The organism is Salmonella sp. A29-2 (assembly GCF_020150755.1).
Taxonomy (GTDB): Bacteria; Pseudomonadota; Gammaproteobacteria; order Enterobacterales; family Enterobacteriaceae; genus Salmonella; species Salmonella enterica.
Map to the genome: position 1 here is coordinate 3,284,657 of NZ_CP083731.1, position 19,838 is coordinate 3,304,494.

20 protein-coding genes are annotated in these 19,838 nt (G+C 52.8%); 14 read left to right on the top strand and 6 right to left on the bottom strand.

Going from position 1 to position 19,838, the window contains the following annotated elements; translation table 11 throughout:
* Positions 1-46: 46 nt before the first annotated feature.
* The 3 genes from entD to K8W53_RS16075 all read left to right on the top strand — a co-directional run bounded on the left by entD (position 47) and on the right by K8W53_RS16075 (position 2,196).
* Positions 47-751: an enterobactin synthase subunit EntD gene (gene entD, locus K8W53_RS16065; RefSeq protein ID WP_023224070.1), complete on the top strand. Its 705-nt coding sequence runs from the start codon at positions 47-49 to the stop codon at positions 749-751.
* Between the two features lie 11 nt (positions 752-762).
* The gene (locus tag K8W53_RS16070) at positions 763-1,881 is read left to right on the top strand and encodes a YbdK family carboxylate-amine ligase (protein ID WP_052939229.1); all 1,119 of its coding nucleotides are present in this window, start codon (positions 763-765) and stop codon (positions 1,879-1,881) included.
* Positions 1,882-1,947: 66 nt separating this feature from the next.
* On the top strand, positions 1,948-2,196 hold the full coding sequence (locus K8W53_RS16075; RefSeq protein WP_000682497.1) for a DUF1158 family protein: 249 nt from the start codon (positions 1,948-1,950) through the stop codon (positions 2,194-2,196).
* A 5-nt stretch (positions 2,197-2,201) separates the two neighbouring features.
* Here K8W53_RS16075 and K8W53_RS16080 read toward each other — a convergent pair whose 3' ends face one another.
* Complete coding sequence (locus tag K8W53_RS16080; protein WP_000155631.1) at positions 2,202-2,543, bottom strand: RamA family antibiotic efflux transcriptional regulator; 342 nt, start codon at positions 2,541-2,543, stop codon at positions 2,202-2,204.
* Positions 2,544-2,831: 288 nt separating this feature from the next.
* On the opposite strand from K8W53_RS16080, the gene K8W53_RS16085 reads away from it, so the two are divergent.
* The 9 genes from K8W53_RS16085 to K8W53_RS16125 all read left to right on the top strand — a co-directional run bounded on the left by K8W53_RS16085 (position 2,832) and on the right by K8W53_RS16125 (position 9,372).
* Positions 2,832-3,413: a TetR/AcrR family transcriptional regulator gene (locus K8W53_RS16085; protein ID WP_000113609.1), complete on the top strand. Its 582-nt coding sequence runs from the start codon at positions 2,832-2,834 to the stop codon at positions 3,411-3,413.
* Entirely contained in the window at positions 3,413-3,781 is a 369-nt protein-coding gene (locus K8W53_RS16090) for an MmcQ/YjbR family DNA-binding protein (protein WP_023182275.1), read from the top strand. The genes K8W53_RS16085 and K8W53_RS16090 overlap by 1 nt, the downstream gene beginning before the upstream one ends.
* A 96-nt stretch (positions 3,782-3,877) precedes the next feature.
* Complete coding sequence (nfsB, locus tag K8W53_RS16095) at positions 3,878-4,531, top strand: oxygen-insensitive NAD(P)H nitroreductase (RefSeq protein ID WP_000355878.1); 654 nt, start codon at positions 3,878-3,880, stop codon at positions 4,529-4,531.
* 199 nt (positions 4,532-4,730) lie between these two features.
* Positions 4,731-5,180: a PTS sugar transporter subunit IIA gene (locus tag K8W53_RS16100; protein ID WP_001216659.1), complete on the top strand. Its 450-nt coding sequence runs from the start codon at positions 4,731-4,733 to the stop codon at positions 5,178-5,180.
* Positions 5,158-5,628: a PTS sugar transporter subunit IIB gene (locus tag K8W53_RS16105; RefSeq protein ID WP_000594175.1), complete on the top strand. Its 471-nt coding sequence runs from the start codon at positions 5,158-5,160 to the stop codon at positions 5,626-5,628. The genes K8W53_RS16100 and K8W53_RS16105 overlap by 23 nt, the downstream gene beginning before the upstream one ends.
* 14 nt (positions 5,629-5,642) lie before the next feature.
* A complete protein-coding gene (locus K8W53_RS16110; protein WP_000927522.1) occupies positions 5,643-6,386 on the top strand; it encodes a PTS mannose/fructose/sorbose/N-acetylgalactosamine transporter subunit IIC in 744 nt (247 codons plus the stop codon).
* Between the two features lie 2 nt (positions 6,387-6,388).
* Positions 6,389-7,243: a PTS system mannose/fructose/sorbose family transporter subunit IID gene (locus tag K8W53_RS16115; protein ID WP_000005802.1), complete on the top strand. Its 855-nt coding sequence runs from the start codon at positions 6,389-6,391 to the stop codon at positions 7,241-7,243.
* A 32-nt stretch (positions 7,244-7,275) separates the two neighbouring features.
* Positions 7,276-8,319, top strand: coding sequence for a glutamine--fructose-6-phosphate aminotransferase (locus tag K8W53_RS16120; protein ID WP_023139453.1), 1,044 nt, complete (start codon positions 7,276-7,278; stop codon positions 8,317-8,319).
* A 66-nt stretch (positions 8,320-8,385) separates the two neighbouring features.
* Positions 8,386-9,372 (top strand): SIS domain-containing protein, encoded by a 987-nt coding sequence (locus K8W53_RS16125; protein ID WP_023224074.1) that lies wholly within the window; start codon positions 8,386-8,388, stop codon positions 9,370-9,372.
* 127 nt (positions 9,373-9,499) lie between these two features.
* Here the strand turns inward: K8W53_RS16125 and K8W53_RS16130 are convergent, their stop codons facing one another.
* Together K8W53_RS16130 and K8W53_RS16135 are read right to left on the bottom strand one after the other, a co-directional pair.
* Positions 9,500-12,229, bottom strand: coding sequence for a sigma 54-interacting transcriptional regulator (locus tag K8W53_RS16130; protein WP_052939228.1), 2,730 nt, complete (start codon positions 12,227-12,229; stop codon positions 9,500-9,502).
* 166 nt (positions 12,230-12,395) lie between these two features.
* Positions 12,396-14,366: an autotransporter domain-containing esterase gene (locus K8W53_RS16135; RefSeq protein WP_052939227.1), complete on the bottom strand. Its 1,971-nt coding sequence runs from the start codon at positions 14,364-14,366 to the stop codon at positions 12,396-12,398.
* Between the two features lie 310 nt (positions 14,367-14,676).
* On the opposite strand from K8W53_RS16135, the gene K8W53_RS16140 reads away from it, so the two are divergent.
* Positions 14,677-15,924 (top strand): mechanosensitive ion channel family protein, encoded by a 1,248-nt coding sequence (locus tag K8W53_RS16140; RefSeq protein WP_001156965.1) that lies wholly within the window; start codon positions 14,677-14,679, stop codon positions 15,922-15,924.
* Between the two features lie 41 nt (positions 15,925-15,965).
* Here K8W53_RS16140 and pheP read toward each other — a convergent pair whose 3' ends face one another.
* Positions 15,966-17,360: a phenylalanine transporter gene (pheP, locus tag K8W53_RS16145; protein WP_023224076.1), complete on the bottom strand. Its 1,395-nt coding sequence runs from the start codon at positions 17,358-17,360 to the stop codon at positions 15,966-15,968.
* Positions 17,361-17,685: 325 nt separating this feature from the next.
* Between pheP and K8W53_RS16150 the strand changes: the two genes are divergently transcribed.
* Positions 17,686-18,861, top strand: a complete 1,176-nt coding sequence (locus tag K8W53_RS16150; protein ID WP_023224077.1) for a DnaJ family molecular chaperone — start codon at positions 17,686-17,688, stop codon at positions 18,859-18,861.
* Positions 18,862-18,932: 71 nt separating this feature from the next.
* Here K8W53_RS16150 and rclC read toward each other — a convergent pair whose 3' ends face one another.
* A complete protein-coding gene (gene rclC / locus K8W53_RS16155; protein ID WP_000362177.1) occupies positions 18,933-19,493 on the bottom strand; it encodes a reactive chlorine resistance membrane protein RclC in 561 nt (186 codons plus the stop codon).
* A gap of 12 nt (positions 19,494-19,505) precedes the next feature.
* Entirely contained in the window at positions 19,506-19,742 is a 237-nt protein-coding gene (rclB, locus tag K8W53_RS16160) for a reactive chlorine resistance periplasmic protein RclB (RefSeq protein ID WP_000913122.1), read from the bottom strand.
* Positions 19,743-19,838 lie beyond the last annotated feature (96 nt).

Genomic DNA, 19,838 nt, shown 5'->3' on the forward strand with positions numbered 1-19,838 from the left:
TGGCAACCTTCCCTCCCTCATTCGGGGAGGGAATTAGCAAAAAACGATGCGGACATCTCATTTTCCTCTTCCCTTTGCCGGACGCAGGCTGCATATCGTCGACTTTGATGCGAGCAGCTTTCACGAACACGACCTGCTATGGCTACCTCATCACGATCGGCTCCGGTCTGCCGGACGCAAGCGTAAAGCTGAACATCTGGCAGGCCGCATTGCCGCCGTTCATGCGCTACGCGAGGTGGGCATCAGGACAGTGCCCGGTATTGGCGACAAGCGACAGCCGCTATGGCCGGACGGCCTATTTGGCAGCATCAGCCACTGTGCGACAACGGCGCTGGCCGTCATATCCCGACAACGTGTCGGCATTGATATAGAAAAAATCATGAGTCAGCACACGGCGACAGAGCTGGCGCCGTCCATTATCGATAGCGATGAGCGCCAAATTATCCAGGCGAGCACGCTCCCTTTTCCGCTTGCCCTGACGCTGGCTTTCTCCGCCAAAGAGAGCGTTTATAAAGCCTTTTCAGACTGCGTCACGCTCCCGGGATTCAATAGCGCAAAAGTTACCTCGCTTACCGCCACGCACATCTCGTTACATCTGCTGCCAGCCTTTGCCGCCACGATGGCTGAACGTACCGTCCGTACAGAATGGTTTCAACGTGACAATAGCGTTATTACTCTAGTTTCTGCAATAACGCGCTTTCCCCACGACAGGAGCGCTCCCGCTTCTATACTTAGCGCAATCCCCCGATAAATGAGATCGCTATGGCGCTGAATGATTTTCACGTTTCTGAACCTTATACGCTTGGTATTGAGCTGGAGATGCAGGTGATCAATCCACCTGGCTACGATTTAAGTCAGGACTCTTCTACGCTGATCGACGCCGTTAAGCCCCAACTTACTGCGGGAGAAATTAAGCACGATATCACCGAAAGTATGCTGGAGATGGCCACGGGCGTCTGCCGCGATATTGACCAGGCGGCGGCCCAACTTTCTGCCATGCAGCACGTTATTTTACAGGCGGCGTCGGAACACCATCTCGGCATTTGCGGCGGCGGTACGCACCCTTTTCAAAAATGGCAGCGTCAGGAGGTCTGTGATAATGAGCGCTATCAACGCACGCTGGAAAATTTCGGCTACTTAATTCAACAGGCGACGGTTTTCGGTCAGCATGTCCACGTCGGCTGCGCGAACGGCGACGATGCGATTTATCTTTTACACGGGCTGTCGCATTTTGTGCCGCACTTTATTGCGCTCTCCGCCGCGTCTCCCTATATGCAAGGATCTGACACCCGTTTTGCCTGCGCGCGCCTGAATATTTTTTCCGCTTTTCCCGATAACGGTCCCATGCCGTGGGTCAGTAACTGGCAAGAGTTTGCCGGACTATTTCGCCGTCTGTCTTACACCACGATGATCGACAGCATCAAAGATTTGCACTGGGATATCCGCCCCAGCCCGGCCTTTGGCACGGTAGAAGTTCGGGTGATGGATACGCCGCTCACCCTTGATCATGCCATCAATATGGCAGGGTTGATTCAGGCGACCGCGCACTGGCTGCAGACCGAGCGTCCCTTTAAACCGCAGGAACAAGACTATCTGTTATATAAATTCAACCGTTTTCAGGCTTGCCGCTATGGTCTGGAGGGCGTGCTAACCGATGTCTATACCGGCGACCGCCGTCGCCTGGCAGATGATACGCTGCGTCTGCTGGACAACGTTACCCCCTCTGCGCGCAAGCTGGGCGCAGACAGCGCCATTGACGCGCTACGTCTGCAGGTGAAAAAAGGCGGTAACGAAGCGCAATATATGCGGGAGTTTATTGCCGACGGCGGATCGCTGATAGGTCTGGTACAAAAACATTGTGAAATCTGGGCGGGACAATAGACAGCATATTTGCCTTACCAGGCGATATCCCGGACAATGGCGTTTTAACTTACGTTTAACAAAGCCATGAAACACCCGCTTGAATCATTGATGACCGCTGCCGGTATTTTGCTGATGGCGTTGCTCTCCAGCCTGCTGCTGCCCGCCCCTTCGCTCGGCCTTGCGCTGGCGCAAAAACTGGTCGGGATCTTTCATCTTATGGATCTCAACCAGCTTTATACTTTGTTGTTTTGTTTATGGTTTCTGTTGCTCGGCGCGCTGGAATATTATGTTATTCGCTTTATCTGGCGGCGCTGGTTTTCGCTGGCCGATTAAACATTTCAATGCGTACGGCCATGCTTTTCTTTACGATAAGCGCCTGGCGGCAGGTTGAACGTGCGGGTAAAAATGCGCGTAAAGGTTTGCTGCGAATCAAAACCATACTTGAGACAAATATCATACACCTTCTGGTCGGTGTCGAGCAGGTCGCGCGCCGCCAGTTTTAGCTTCCGTTCACGCACGTAGCGCCCCAGACTCTCCCCTTTGTACTGCATAAAAAGGCGCTGCAGGTGCCACTTGGAATATCCCGCATGACGGGCAATATCATCAATACGTAACGGCTGATTCAAATTATCATCAATCCACTCGACAATCGTGTCGATAACCTGAGCGGAAATGGTCATCGTGCTCTCCCCTCTATCAAACTCGTCAGCGGCTCCCGCACCGCACATTTACGGCAACAGCAATAAGCATAGTAATAACCACACAAATTGTGAGACGGCTTATCGCATGGCCTGCAATATGCTTTTCTACCACTTCATGCGGCAGCCCTTGATTATGAGTGAGTAAGCACTCATTATAGAAAGCAAAGATACGCCGTCAAGGTACTTTTCAAAGGTTGACATTCACCGTTGCGACGCGACAACGGGCATGATTCAATCATGTTTTTACAGACATAAGGGTAACGTGTAGTGGCTCGTCCGAAGAGTGAAGACAAAAAACAAGCATTACTGGAAGCGGCAACCCAGGCGATAGCGCAATCCGGTATCGCCGCCTCAACGGCGGTGATTGCGCGTAACGCAGGTGTTGCAGAAGGAACATTGTTTCGCTATTTCGCGACCAAAGATGAGCTGATTAACACGTTGTATTTGCATTTAAAGCAGGATCTCTGCCAGTCAATGATAATGGAACTGGATCGATCCATTACCGATGCCAAAATGATGACCCGTTTTATCTGGAACAGTTACATCAGTTGGGGTCTGAACCATCCCGCGCGCCATCGGGCGATCCGTCAACTGGCCGTCAGCGAAAAGCTCACCAAAGAGACGGAACAACGGGCCGACGATATGTTCCCCGAATTGCGCGATTTATGTCATCGTTCCGTTTTGATGGTGTTTATGTCGGATGAGTACCGCGCCTTCGGCGACGGCCTTTTTCTGGCGCTGGCTGAAACAACAATGGATTTCGCCGCGCGCGATCCCGCTCGCGCTGGCGAATATATTGCGCTGGGATTCGAAGCCATGTGGCGCGCGCTGACTCGCGAGGAGCAATAATGGACGGTCAAACACTGCACGCCTGTGCAAAACGCTGTGCGCTGGAACTGCCTTTTACCGAACACTGCTGGCCTTTCGGCCCACAGTACGATGTGTTTAAAGTCGGCGGCAAAATATTCATGCTGTTCACTGAACATCACTGTCGCCCAGTGGTGAACCTGAAGTCGGATCCCCAAAAATCCCTGGTAAATCAACAAATTTACCCCAGCATTGCGCCTGGCTATCACATGAATAAGAAACACTGGATTTCAGTCTATGCGGGCGAGGATATCACCGTCTCGCTACTCAACGATTTGATAAATGACTCATGGAATCTGGTCGTAGACGGGCTGCCTAAAAGAGAGCAACTGCGCCTGCGGCCGCGCTGATGCAATAACCGTTTTCGCATTTTCCTCCCTTATCTTTTTACCGATAACCCGGTACCCTGCTGATACAAAAGGGTACTAAACCAACCAGGAGCATTTATGGATATCGTTTCTGTCGCCTTACAGCGCTACTCCACTAAGGCGTTCGATCCCAGCAAAAAACTGACCGCCGAAGAAGCGGATAAAATAAAAACACTACTACAGTACAGCCCTTCCAGCACCAATTCCCAGCCGTGGCACTTTATTGTCGCCAGTACAGAAGAGGGCAAAGCGCGCGTAGCAAAATCCGCCGCCGCCAATTATGTGTTTAACGAACGTAAAATGTTAGACGCCTCCCATGTGGTGGTCTTCTGCGCGAAAACCGCGATGGATGACGCATGGCTTGAGCGCGTCGTCGATCAGGAAGAAGCCGATGGCCGTTTCGCTACGCCGGAAGCTAAAGCGGCAAATGATAAAGGTCGCCGCTTTTTCGCCGATATGCACCGCGTCTCGCTGAAAGATGACCACCAGTGGATGGCGAAACAGGTTTATCTGAACGTCGGCAACTTTCTGCTGGGCGTCGCCGCGATGGGTCTCGACGCTGTCCCCATTGAAGGTTTCGACGCCGAGGTGCTCGACGCTGAATTTGGTCTGAAAGAAAAAGGCTATACCAGTCTGGTCGTGGTGCCGGTCGGCCATCATAGCGTCGAGGATTTCAACGCCGGGCTGCCGAAATCACGTCTGCCGCTTGAAACCACACTGACGGAAGTCTAATCCCCTGCCTAAGCCGGACGCCCGTCCGGCTTTTTTCACCTTTCTGCCAGGTTCCCCAATGATCAATGGCGCGAAGTGCCAGGTTTTACATCGCTAGTGTTAACTTTCTCTTTCAAGTTATTGAAAATAAATAATATTTAAAACTGGCACGCCGTTTGCCATATCTGGATACCCCCTATCTGGATGAAGGAGAAAACGGGTGAGACATGTTTATGTAGCCAGCCATGGCCCTTTTGCCCGCGGACTTATTAACAGTCTATCGCTGCTGATTGGCGACGAACACGGCGTGACACCGGTTTGCGCCTACGATGGCGATATTGTCACCACGGAGCAGCTTGAACAAACCCTCGAAAATCTGATCGCGCAAGCCAACGGCGAAGAAGTGGTGGTGTTTACCGATCTGCTCGGCGGCAGCATCAACAATAGCGCCGCGAAAGTGCTGATGCGTCACCGTCACGTTTTTGTGGTGGCTGGCGTCAACATGACCCTGCTGCTGGAGTTTTTACTCTGTGAAGAAGAAAGCACAGACGCGGCCATTACCTACGCCACCAATGCGGCGCGTGAATCCATTGTCTTTATCAACACGCTAATAACACAACCATCCGCTGACCTACAGGGAGAATCCCATGATCAAATTAGTGCGCATTGATTACCGCCTGCTGCACGGCCAGGTGGTCTTCGCCTGGACCCGGGCGCTGGATATCGACCATATCATCGTCGCTAACGCCAACGCCGCCGGCGACGCGTTTGTCTCTATGTCATTAAGTCTGGCAAAACCCGCTGGCGTGTCGCTGGACATTATCACGGTGGAACAGGCGGCGGAAAAACTCGCCAGCGGCAAGCTGGATCACAAAAAAGTGATGGTGGTGCTGGGCAATACCGCCGAAACCCTCGCCTTCGCCGAGAAAGTGCCAGGGATTAGCGTTATCAACTACGGCGGTATCGCGCAAAAAGAAGGCGCACAGCAGTTCGGCAAGGCCATATACCTGACCGAGCAGGAGATTGCCGATAGCCAGGCGCTAAAAGCCAAAGGCATCCGTCTGGAAATGCGCCAGGTTCCGGCCCATTCCGCCGAATTGCTTAACGATAAACTCTGAACCCGGAGGTCACTATGTTGCTCACCGCAACGCTGCTCGGCCTGATTGCCGCACTGGGCATTCTTGACGGGCGTTTACTCGGCGTGTCGATGATTGACCGTCCGCTGGTGATGTGCGCCCTCACCGGTCTGGTCTGCGGCAATTTACACGAAGGCATTCTGATCGGCGCGACGCTGGAACTGATCTTTTTAGGTAATGTCGCTATCGGCGCCGCGGTACCGCCTGATGTCGTCACCGGTTCGGTACTGGCGACCGCGTTTTCTATTATGTCCGGGCGCGGGCCCGAAGCGGCGCTGACCATCGCGATTCCTATCTCTATGCTGGCGCAGACCCTCGGCGTCCTGGTGCGCGTGGTTAACGCCCGCTTTGGCCACATGGCCGATCGTTATGCGGCGCAGGGTAATACCCGGATGGTTGCCGTTATGCACCTGGGAGGCCCAACGCTGCTCTATTTTCTAAGCGGTTTTCTGCCGGTCTTTTTCGCCATTTTGCTCGGTTCTGCCGCCGTCACCTGGTTCCTCGACGCCATTCCCGCCTTTATTACCAATGGCCTGGTTGTCGCCAGTAAGATTTTGCCGGCGCTGGGTTTCGCGTTGCTGATCAGCATGATGCTTAGCAGCAAATTAATACCTTACCTTGGGCTGGGCTTTCTGATCGCCGCATATACCAAACTGGACATCATCGCCATCGCGCTGTTTGCCGTGGTGCTGGCTTTCATTATCAGCCAGTTTCTTAACACATCCCAACAGGAGGGCTAATCATGAGTGAAGTGACGCAGACCCTGATCGACGACGCACAGGCTCATTCGCAAAGCGAAAGCCGCATCACCGCCCGCGATTTACGCAGCGTTTTCTGGCGCTCCTTTACGTTGCAAGGATCGTGGAACTATGAACGCCAGCAGCATATGGGCTATGCCTTCGCTATGTCGCCAGCGCTAAAGCGTATCTACCAGGACCCCGCCGAACTGGGGCGCGCCTTACAGCGCCATCTGGTGCTGTTTAATACCACGCCGCATCTGTCAACGTTTGTCTTTGGCCTGTCGATTGCGATGGAGGAGGAAAATCAACGCAACCCGGACTTTAACGAAGAGTCGATCAATGCCGTTAAAACCAGCCTGATGGGGCCGCTGGCCGGGATCGGCGATTCCATCTTTTGGGGATCGCTGAAAGTTATCGCCGCCGGGATGGGGATCTACTTTGCCCAGCAGGGCAGCATTCTGGGGCCGATTCTCGCCCTACTGGTCTATAACATTCCGCACATCCTCTGCCGCTGGTACGCCCTCAAACTGGGCTACCGGGCGGGGACCACCTGGCTGATGCGCCTCTGGCAAAGCGGGCTGATGGACAGGGTGACTTATATCGCGTCAATCGTCGGGTTGATGGTCGTCGGCGCCATGACCGCCAGCATGATCGACATTACTACCCCGCTGAGCTTTACCGCCGGGCAGACTACCATGAAAGTGCAGGATTTTATTGACAAAATCCTCCCTTCCCTGCTGCCGCTGCTCTTCACGCTCGGCATGTACAAACTTATCCGTAAGGGCGTGAACATTAACTGGATCCTGTTAGGCACCGTCGCGTTTGGGCTTCTTGCCAGCGCGCTGGGCCTGCTTTGACGAGAGGTAACACTATGCAAGTAGAAGACTATATGAACGAGACGCCCCTTCGCCTGCTGGAGATGCTGACGCAGACGCGGGAAGATCTCTGGCGCGCGGCGCAGGCGCTAACGGAACGCGGCGTCACCCGCATTATTCTGACAGGCTCCGGCACGTCATACCACGGCGCGTTGACCGCTCGCGCGTTTATGCAGCGCTGGTGCGCATTGCCGGTGGATGTCTGCTGGCCGTTTATGCTTGACGATGAGACGCTTGCCCGCAGCGGCAAGGCGCTGGTTGTCGGCATCTCCCAGGGCGGCGGCAGTCTCTCAACGCTGGCGGCGATGGAGCGCGCCCGCAATGTTGGTCATATCACCGCCTCAATGGCTGGCGTGGCGCCTGCGACTATCGACCGGGCGGCGGATTATATCCTTACCGTTCCCTGCGGCGAAGAAACCGCTGGCGCGAAAACAAAAGGCTATCACTGCACGGTTCTCAATTTGATGCTGCTGGCGCTCGCCGTCGCCGGGCAGCAACAGCGGCTGGACGGCGAACAGCGCCGGTCACTGCTGCTGCGGATGGAAAAGACCTTTAACCACCTGCCCGCGCTGATTACCGCCTCGCAGGCGTGGGCGCAAACCAATGCGCTGGCGCTGCGCGATAGCGCAGATATTCGTCTGACCGGCCCGGCAACGCTGTTCGGTACGGTGCAGGAAGGTGCGCTCAAGATGCTGGAGACGTTGCGCTGCCCGGTGTCGGGCTACGAATTCGAGGAGTTTATTCACGGTATTTACAACGCCTTTAATGCGCAATCCGCACTCATTATGCTCGACCCGCAGCCTGACGCGCGTCAGGATCGGCTGGCGCAAATACTCGGTGAGTGGACGCCGTCTATTTACCGCATCGGCCCGCAGGTAGAAAATAATGGTCTGAATCTGAATTTCCCGTTTGTCAATGATGAGGACTTTGCCGTCTTTGAATATATCATTCCGCTACAAATGCTATGCGCGATATTACCCCCGCAAAAAGGCATTAATCCGGCGATACCCAAAGATCCGCAATTCCATCAAAAAATGAAAAGTAAGCAAGAAATTTAATTTTTATTAATGCTCGTTATTATCCGCGCTGTTGCGGAGGACGCGCTACACGCTAAGGAGATAAATATGTCTGTTGCTCATGAAAATGCCCGCCGTATTATTAGCGATATTTTAGGTAAACAAAACATTGAACGTGTCTGGTTTGTCGGCTGCGGCGGTTCATTAACCGGTTTCTGGCCAGGGAAATACTTTCTGGACTGTGAAGCGTCAAAACTGGCTGTCGGTTATATCACCAGTAATGAATTTGTCCACGCCACGCCAAAAGCATTAGGAAAAAATAGCGTCGTTATTCTCGCCTCGCAGCAGGGCAATACGGCGGAAACCGTCGCAGCCGCCCGCGTGGCGCGTGAAAAAGGAGCGGCGACCATCGGTCTGGTTTACCAACCTGACACGCCGTTGTGCGAATACAGCGACTACATCATTGAATATCAGTGGGCGCGTTATCCGGAAACGGTCGACCCTACACAACAAAAAGCCGCATACAGCCTGTGGCTGGCGCTGGAAATTCTCGCCCAAACAGAGGGCTATGCGCAATACGATGAGTTAGTCAGCGCGTTTGGGCGCTTTAGCGACGTTGTTCACGGCGCCCAACGGCAGGTACAAGAAGATGCTCAGCGTTTCGCCGCCGAATGGAAGGATGAGAAGGTGGTCTATATGATGGGCAGCGGCCCCTCTTTCGGCGCCGCGCATCAAGAGTCTATCTGTATTCTGCTGGAAATGCAGTGGATCAACTCCGCCAGCATACATAGCGGAGAGTATTTCCACGGACCGTTCGAAATCACCGAGCCGGGCACGCCGTTTATATTGCTGCAAAGCAGTGGTCGCACTCGCCCGCTGGACGATCGTGCGATTCGCTTTATTGAACGCTATCAGGGAAAACTGCAGTTGATCGATGCGGATAAACTCGGCATTCAGGATCTGTCCACCGACGTTGGCGAATACTTCTGCGGTCTGTTGCACAACTGTGTGCTGGACGTTTATAACCTCGCTCTGGCGACAGCCCGTAATCACCCACTGACCACCCGCCGGTATATGTGGAAAGTTGAATATTAATAGTTATGCCGGATGGCGGCTTCGCTTTATCCAGCCTACAAAGCGATCTGTAGGCCTGATAAGCGTAGCGCCATCAGGCCTTTCTTCTGCGGGGCGCTAGCGCCCCTTTTTCCCTGAACTACCGCAGCTACCAGTGAAAATCCTCTATCCGTAATTCGAAAATATCGTGGATATAGCCAATTTCCGCTACCGGCAGCGCCACGTTATAAAGAATTTTCAACCGCTGAAACGAATGATTTACCATCGCGATAAATTCACCATGCCGCTCATTAAATTCCGTCATGTTTTTATAGTGGGTAATTTCATTGCGCATGACCAGCCGCTCAATCATACAGCTCAAATGAACATATAAACTAATAATCAAATTATTATTAAAGCTGAAACCCAGCGTATTTTGCCATTCGGCAATAATCGTTTCGATATGCCCTATCGTCTTATTGGCATTGAGAATGGTCAGCGAATTAACCACATTATGCAACGAAAATTCGCGAACCATATTTTTATTAATTAACGCAATCTGTTTATCGTTAAGATAACCGCTTAATAACTGACTTAAATGCGCATACCCCTGCTCGCCAAGCAGCTCTTCAATCCCCACCCAGGAAACGCCCGCCAGCTGCGGGTCAATGGTGCCGACAACCGCAATCACTTCATACTGATTCAGCAACGAGGCCGCCATCCGGCTGTTTTTCAGGCGAGTATATTCACAGGCGATAATATTAATATCAAAGTCGGTCAACTGACTTTTTTCCATCAAATTTTTAAATTTAAACGCCGTCCCGATGCCGGTAATACAGGTCACCAGCAGCGCGCGCGCTTTTTTCTGCGCGGGCCAGAAGACATCCCAGCGCGACTGATTTAACGGGACGATCTCTTCGGCGATCTGTTCGATGTTTTTTTGCAGCGCGATCTCGCTGGCCACGTTCAGCGCCAGACGCGTCGTAACGTTATCGACCACCACCAGCGGGCCATGAATTACGCTCAAAAGCGCATCGGCGATCTCTTTGGTGTATCCCATATCGATCAGCACCATGACGCCTGCGCGGGTATCCGTATGCTGGAGATAATCGACAATGGCCCGGCTGACATCGCTAAACGCGACCTCCATCGGCATATCCATCGCATGATAAATCTTTTCGCCAATCAGACGGTTCGCCACGCCTGCAATGCTGCTGGCGGTCGAATAACCATGCGCGATGATAAGCGCTTTTACCTTACCGCCGCTGGTGGCGTCAATGGCATTACTGACGATGGCCGCCACGACCAGTCTGTCGAGCGTGTCGATTAACAAATCATATTTATTATTTACCACGTCCAGCAGTTTTTGCGCCACACGCTGCGCCAGCCCCGGCGCCTCCTCCAGCCAGCGCAGCATCACATGGCGAACCGATGGCGACGCCTCCACCGGCGTTAACGGCAGGCTGGTAAGGTAACGTCCGGTGAGATAAGCGAATTCCGCATTCAGTTCGAGATCGTAATGTGCAGCGATCGCTTTCCCGACATCTTCGATAAAACGCAGCCGCTTGTCCTGACGAGCGCGAGGGCTCTCTTTATTCATTAAGGCATCGAGATATAACGTGAGGTTTTGATAGACCAGCTTGTCAAACGTCCGTGCGGAAATATTCTCCTGCGCCAGCTCTTCGCACAGGCCGCAAATGTTTTCCGTCAACCGTAAATATTCCTGATGCTGACCGGAAACTCGCGGAAAAACGCCACCTTCGCGATAAATCATGACGCGTTCCGCCGTCTGCGGAACGGTAAAGGGCACCTCCATCAGCAGACGATCCGGCAGTTGCCCGGCTTTTACTTCCAGTACCCCATCGTCACGCTGGCCGAAAGTCCAGGCGCTGGCGCAAATATTACGAATGAGATTTTCCAGGCCGCCGACATTCCCTTCCAGGGTCTCCTGCATCAGTTGGCTAATAATTTCACTATCCAGCGACAAATCGTGATGAAGACGCTGCGCCTCGCGACGGAAAAAATGGTGAATAAACGCCAGCCGCTCATACTGTCCGCGTTCGGCGATGGGCAGAATTTTGACAATGACCGGTATCCGGCGAATAAATGTCGCCAGAAAGTGCTTTTCCAGATCTTCGGTAGAGGCGAATATCAGGCGTACGGTGGCGCTGCGTTCATCGCTGCTTTCGCCTAAGCGACGCCAGGTGCCGTTATCCATAAAATGGAACAGTTTTTCCTGCCCTTCCGGCGGCAAACGGTGCACTTCATCGATAAACAATACGCCGCCATTACTGGTCTCAATTAACCCGGATACCGCTCTGTCTGCGCCGGTAAACGCACCTTTGGCATGACCAAATAATTTTGACGTCAGCAATTCCGGGTTATTAGCGTATTCGGCGCAGTTAAACACGGTAAAGGGCGCCTCCGGGGGCAAAATGCCCTGCTCGATGGCGTACTGCCAAAGCTGACGCGCCAAAAAACTTTTTCCTGTCCCCGTCGGGCCGCGCAGCAGCAAAGGCAAGCCCGCGCCGGGATAACTGATCGCCGCCTTACACTGACGCAGGGACTCCTGCAAGCTGCCCTGTGCGCCAATGAGCAGCTCCAGACTGTCCTGCCGCTCCGCGCATAGCGCCTGAATGGACGCGTAATCCCCCTGCCGAACCGCCAGCCGGTGGTGACGACGTAGCGCCTCGACGGGCAGGAACAGCACCGGGCGGCTATTCACTTTGACCACCCGCTGCTCACGATGCAAGTTATTAAGATGGTGACTAATAATGCTGCGTTTTTGCCTGAGACTGTCGGCAATCGCCATTGCGCTAAACCCGCTTAACGCGTCGGCTGTTAGTGAACATCCGGCCAGCCGTAGCTCCAACTGACGAAATATGGACTCTTTATTCATACCTGCGCCCCGCCAAAAACGTAAACTCCGCTTATACGATAATTTACAAACGACGTCACAGGCTTCACCCACATTTTTGAAAATACTTACTTTTTATAAAACTTACCGTTGCGCTTTCGGCTCATCGTGTCACGAACGAACGGGGTTGGCCCTCCCTGGCGTGTCATCAAAATCGGGCGCTAAACCCAACGTTATAACGGGTTTGATTGCCATCGCTTAACCCTGCCGTTTGCGCCAGCCCGGCGAAAGCGGACACCGTTGCCGACAGCGGAAAATCTGCGCCAATCGCGATATCAACCCAGTTTTTATCCTGCGCTTTTCCGTCGCGGCTAAACGTCAGCGCGGTCGATTTAAGGCCGCCGTTCGCCACATACGTATCATCGCCAAACTGACGGCGATAATTAATCTGCGCCCAGGAGTGAATGATGCTGTGGCGGAGATCCAGACGCCAACCCGCGCTCCCCACCTGCGAATGGGCGTTTTGGTCGCCAAAACGCATTGATGTACTGGTATTGAGCTTCTCGCTATAACCATTAACGTGGCTGTAATCCCATGCATATTGCAGCATCGGTCCGGTCGTTAACCACGGCATCATGACAAAATCATAACCACTGGTTAACCTCGCGCCCCACAGCCGACCGTTGGTTTCGCCCTCTTCCACCCGTCTTAGCGCACCGAGCGTTATACTGCGCTGAATGTTACTGAATTTAGCGGACAGGTAGTGTAAATCGCTATCCAGCCACGCCTGACCGGCGCGTAAATGGCTGAATACGGCGGCCTGAAAACCGCGGGCGTCATAACGATAATTATCGTCAGGATGTTGCTTATCCAGAGAACCGGCTATCAGCCCTCCCAGCAGTACCTGCTCGTTAAGCTGATAATCGACGCCAACCGTCAGATTATTATGATTACCGTTCCCGTCGGCCTCATTATTATCATAACGTTGATATCCCCCGCTGTATCCGCCGAACATGCCCAGTGAACCAACAGGATTTTCCCCCTGGCGAAGCTGCTGATAACGGCTGTCAAGCGTGGTACGACTACCTTGCGCCATCGACTGAACGCTTTGGTTCAGATATGTCGCCTGTACCGGCGCGGCAATGATCGACTGGATATATTGCGCAATAATGGTATGGACCTGCGGACCGGGATGTAAATGATCGGCAAACAGATAGTCCTGCGACGCATTAAATCCTGGCATTGCCGAGGAGCACGCCGAAGCGGATACGCCCGGCGGGCAGGCCATGCCTACGGTATTTGTCAGACCAAACACCTGTGGGTTGGCAAGAATTTCCTTAAAGAGGCCGTTGATATCGGCACGGGCTATATTGCCGCCGTGTTGCTCCAGCCCCTTCTCTTCCATCTGATTATAATAATCGGTCAGAGCTGACGCCTGCCCTGCCGCCTTTTCATAGCCCGCCAGCAGTTGCTCAACGAGCAGTTGCTGAATAAACGGATTGCTGCTTACCGTTGCAGCCGCCGCCAGCAACGCCTTGCGGATCGCCTGTTGCCGACTGGCGAAATCGGGCGTAGCGCCCTCCGCCAGCGCCTCTAACGCCGCTTTTAGCGCCGGGGGCGCCGCTGCGCCCAGCCCGGCGGTGATTACCGCCTCCAGAAGCATTGGCGTCGCACTAATATCCGGTACGTTTGGCACCACGACCAGCCCGGCGCCGGCATCCAGTAACAGCCCTACCTGCGCCGCCGCGCTAGTGGCGCTATTACCGGCTATTTGCTGTGCCATGGCAGGTCGCGCGATGGCCGCCGCCAGATCGTTTCCGCCGACCCAGTGAATATACAAACCGTTGTGGTCGGCTTTTCCCCCCGTTTTGGCAAGCCACTGCCGTACCTGATCGGCGGTATTATCCTGCGGGTTTAATTCCGGGGTCGCCGTCGCGCCGCCGGCGGCATAATTAGAGCCGCCATTGCTGGAAGGGCTTAATTCCAGCCCATATCGTTCGGCCAACTGTTCGTCGTAGAGCTTATTTTGACCACTATCCCAGGTCCAGCGACCGTTATTCCCGGTATCGCTAAGGCTATCGCCAATTACCGTAAGAGAATCAAACGCACAGGCAGATAATGGCGCGGCCAGCGCCAGCGAGAGTATGCCGTATTTTAGCAGGGTACGCTTTTGGGTCATCCGATGTTCCTTAATGTTATTGTTGATAGGTACGACGGTGCTAATCATTATCCGACAGAGATATTGCAATCGTTTTAAACATTCTGGTTAAAAAGTTTTCATTCATTGTTGACGGACTGGCGCCTGTTCAAAAAGAGGGAACCGCGTAAAATAACGACGTTTATAGGGCGCTGGATAAAATATAGCGTATGGATAACCCCAGAGGCGCTTTTACCCGTCTGTTGCTGATTATGCCTGAAGCGCAGGCGTCCTGATTTGCATAAATGCCATTCAGCAGTCATCATAGGCTGCTGTTTATAAAGGAGAGATTATGCAGGAATTGATATCCCAGGTAGAAGATTTAGCGGGAATTGAAATGAATCACACCACGTCGCTGGTGGTGATATTTGGTATTATTTTTCTGACAGCAGTTGTCGTGCATATTATTTTGCACTGGATAGTACTGCGCGCTTTCGAAAAACGTGCCAACGCCAGTTCCCGCCTGTGGCTGCAAATTATTACCCAGAATAAATTATTCCATCGTCTGGCTTTTACGCTGCAAGGCATCATTGTCAATATTCAGGCCGCGCTCTGGCTACAAAAAGGCAGTGAGGCTGCGGATATCCTGACGACCTGCGCGCAGTTATGGATTATGACCTACGCCCTGCTGTCGTTATTTTCTCTGCTGGACGTGATTTTCAATCTATCGCAAAAATGGCCCGCCGCCTCTCAGTTACCGCTAAAAGGAATATTTCAGGGTATTAAGCTCATCGGCGCAATTATCGTCGGCATTCTGATGATCTCACTGCTGATTGGCCAGTCACCAGCAATTTTAATCAGCGGGCTTGGCGCGATGGCCGCGGTATTAATGCTGGTCTTTAAAGACCCGATTCTTGGCCTGGTTGCCGGTATCCAGCTTTCCGCCAACGATATGCTCAAACTGGGCGACTGGCTGGAAATGCCGAAATATGGCGCAGATGGCGCGGTCATTGATATTGGCTTAACCACGGTAAAAGTACGCAACTGGGATAATACCATCACCACCATTCCCACCTGGTCGCTGGTTTCCGACTCGTTCAAAAACTGGAGCGGCATGTCTGCGTCCGGCGGACGCCGGATTAAACGCAGCATTAATATTGACGCGACCAGTATCCATTTTCTGGATGATGATGAAAAACAGCGGCTGTTAACCGCGCAACTGTTAAAGCCGTACCTTACCAGCCGTCATCAGGAAATCGATGAATGGAATAAACAACTGGATGCGCCGGAATCAGCCTTAAATCACCGCCGCATGACCAATATTGGGACATTTCGCGCCTATCTGAACGAATATTTACGCCACCATCCGCGCATCCGTAAAGACATGACGCTGATGGTACGCCAACTGGCGCCTGACGATCATGGTTTGCCGATAGAGATCTACGCCTTTACCAATACCGTCGTGTGGCTGGAATATGAGAGCATCCAGGCCGATATTTTCGACCATATTTTTGCCGTGGTGGAAGAGTTTGGCTTGCGTATTCATCAGACGCCGACCGGCAGCGATATTCGCGCGCTGTCAGGGACATTGCGGCATTAATGGATTGCCCGATCGCATGAGCATGGGATCGGGCAAAAAAGTTAATGAGCCTTACGGCGCAAAACGGTAAACGCGATAAACAGGAACACAATCCATACCGGCAGCAAAATCGCCGACAATCGCATATCGTCCATCGTACACATTAACACCAGAATCATCGCCAGAAACGCAATGCACAAATAGTTTCCGGCGGGATAGAACAGCGCCTTAAATTGCGTCTCGCGCCCTTTACGACGCATCGCCGCGCGAAAACGTAAATGCGCGAGACAAATCATTATCCAGTTTAGCAATAGCGTCGCGACAACCAGCGCCATCAACAGGCTAAACGCTTTTTGCGGCAACAGATAGTTGATCAGCACCACCAGCGAGGTAATCGCTCCGGAAAGTATCAGCGAGTTCACCGGCACGCCGCGATGGCTGACGCGGGTTAAAAATTTCGGCGCATTGCCTTGTACGGACAGGCCGAACAGCATTCGGCTATTCGAATAAACGCCGCTGTTATATACTGAAAGCGACGCGACCAGAATAACGAAATTCAGCGCCGAAGCCACCACATTACTGTCCAGGTTATGGAAGATCATCACAAAAGGGCTGCTATTGGATTTCACCTCTACCCACGGATAGAGCGCCAGCAACACCACCAGCGAACCGATGTAGAACAGCAAAATACGGTATACCACCTGATTCACCGCTTTCGGAATGCTTTTTTGCGGATCGCGCGCTTCCGCCGCAGTAATGCCGATCAGCTCCAGTCCGCCAAAAGAAAACATAATCACCGCCAGCGACAGAAGCAAACCATGCCAACCGGTAGCGAAGAAACCGTTATAACGCCAGAGGTTATCAATGCTGGCATGTTCGCCGCCGTGGCCGGAGAACAGCAGCCACAGACCAAAACCTATCATGCCGATAATCGCCAGCACTTTAATCAGCGCGAACCAGAATTCCGTTTCGCCATACAGACGAACGTTCACCAGATTCACGGCATTAATGATAATAAAAAACACCGCCGCCCATACCCATGTTGGTACGTCAGGCAGCCAGTACTGCATATAGATGCCTGCCGCGGTCAGCTCCGCCATCCCGACCAGCACAAACATGACCCAATAGTTCCAGCCCGACAAAAAGCCCGCAAACGGCCCCCAATATTTCCAGGCGAAGTGGGCAAACGATCCGGAAACCGGCTCTTCCACGACCATTTCACCCAACTGGCGCATAATGAGAAAAGCGATAATCCCGGCAACGCCATAGCCCAACAAAACAGCCGGCCCCGCCATTTGAATCGCCGGGCCGATGCCCAGAAACAGTCCGGTGCCAATGGCGCCGCCCAGCGCGATTAGCTGAATATGGCGGTTTTGCAACCCCCGTTGAAGCGTCGGTTCATTTTTCGACGCGGCATCCGACACGCTGGCGCCGGATGCAGTTGACGCGTTTTTCACGTCCTACCCCTGTATCGTTTTTATTGAGGGGCACCTTTTAACATTTCGCTCTCGCTGCCGCAAGGCGCAATCGTTTGTCAAGGCTCAACTCCGGACGTTAACGTTATCGTGTAAAAAAAGATGTCGCGGGGAGTAAAAAGAAAAGAGTGCGCGCCGATATAGAACGTTACGGGTGACAGACGCCGAGTATAAAATATGTGAATAACTCTGGACGAAAAGTACGACACCCTACAGAATACATTTAGTATTTTTTCAGTATTTTCAAAAAGGTGAATCAGACTTGGTATCTGTTATCCGTTTTTGAGCCACGCCAGGCATCAACGTCATGAATAAGATCATCAAACGTTTAGAGATCATCAAAAGCGCCATTGAACTTGAGGACGAAGAGATTATCCGTCAGCAGCTCATCTACCTGAAAAATGAGCCGCAGGATGCCGTAATCAGCGCGATTGCCCAGGCGATTGAAGCTCGTCGATTCAGTGACGCCATGCAAGAGATCGCCGCCTGGCTACAGGCTCAACGGGCGCTCTCGACGTGGCAAGATCCCTCTATTGCCGCCAGTAAACTGGAGCTGAAAGCGCTTGAAGCCCAACTTCGCGATCTGATTGACAAACGAAATGCGCGGGTTCAAATCCTCGACGATTTCAACGACCTCTATCATCTGCGCCTCGGGCCGTTGATGAGCCGTATTCTTGAGTTGCGTAAACAGCTCGCGGTGAGTATGCAGCGTAAGCAAGAGGCCGAAATAAAACGCCGGGAAAAGGATTATCAATCCTGCCTGCAATTTATTTCCCAGGCCGTGGATCAACTGGCAACGCTAAAACAACAGTGGACAGGATTGAATGCCGCCTCGCGCGAAGCGGTGGGCATCCGTCAGCGAATCCAGCAGCAGACGGAGTTAATCACCGCGTTGCTGGCGGAAATTCGCGAGCTGGAAGCGGATTTTTCCCATCAGGACGACAGCACATTCCGCCAGGCGCAGGAAAATGCGGAACAGGACTATCACCAGTACCGGGAGCAGCAGCAGGAAGCGCAATTCCGCTACACCCGCGATCAACGTTTGTCGGCTGACGAACGCAGTGAATTAAAACGTTTGTGGCGCCAGGCCAGCCGCCTGTGTCACCCGGATGTGGTCGCCGATGAATTGAAAGAAAAAGCGCACCAGATGATGGTACAGCTTAATCAGGCGCGGCAGAATGCCGATCTGGCGGCAATTCGCGCGTTATTGACGCAGCTGCAAAGCGGTCTGGAACCGATGATGGCAAGCGACAGGCTAAATAACCTGGAACATCTGCGCCATAAAATACGCCAGCTCCGCACGCAAATCGACGCGCTGTTGAAAGAGATAACGCAACTGGAAACGGAAAACGCCTGGCGGCTCGCCTCTTCCGTTGCGGATAAGGAAGCCTATTTCTCCGAGCAGGAACGGGCGCTAACCGAAATTCGCAATACGCTGGAGGCGCAGGTTCAACAGGTGGAACAGGAACTTCTGTCAGGGTAGTTCATCAACACATTGTCGGATGGCGCAAGCGCCACCCGACGAATCGCGGCATAAAGAGGGTAAGAGGGTCGCTACTGTCGCTGTAAAAGTAACGAACGGGCGGAATCCGCCATGATCATCACCGCACCTGCCAGCATTAACGTATCTTTTAATACCAGCCGCCCGGCGCCCGATAAATACGGAAAACCATAATGCGCATCGCCCAGCGGCATAACCCAGGCCTCCGGCGTAGTGATTAAAAACGACAGCGTGACAAATGGCGTCAGGAATGCCAGCACGCCGCCTGCCAGCCCTAACCAGCGGCTGACAGGGTTAGCCAGTACCAGCGCCGCGATAATCAATTCCACCACGCCCAGACCATCCGAAAACGCATACGTATTATTGGCCGTTTGCCAGGCGCGTTCCTCCGGTTTTAGTTCACCCTCATGAGTCAGATGCTGACGATATTCTTCAGGATGTTCATAGAAAAAAGACATAAACGGGCTGTTCGCCACAAACGGGGTAATACTGTCTGCCTCATAGGGCACAAATTTTAGTAGTCCAATCCAGATGAAAACGATGGCGATACTCAGGCGAATTAATGTTAATCCCAGCCGATCCCCCTGACTTAACAGACGAAGATATTTATCCATCTCAGGCTCTCCTTATTTATATAATATCGCAGTGGCGTAACCCGTATTATCAATACGCATGGACGTAATTTTCCATGACGACGCCTGTTTACTTTGCGCCAGTCTGGCAATAGCGTCTTCAAGCATTGACGGCGTTGCTGACACCGCAGAAACGCTGATATATTCAACGTCAGTTAGCGGCTGGGCGGAAGCGGAAAACGCCAGCGGCGCAGCCAATAATGAAGCAATAAGCGTGGTAATTTTTAACATCGAGATTTCCAGTCGTGGGTTATTTCAATGGTGTTATAATACGTTATGCCTGACTAAAGCCTTTTCTTTCAGACGCCAGCATATTTGTCCTGGCGT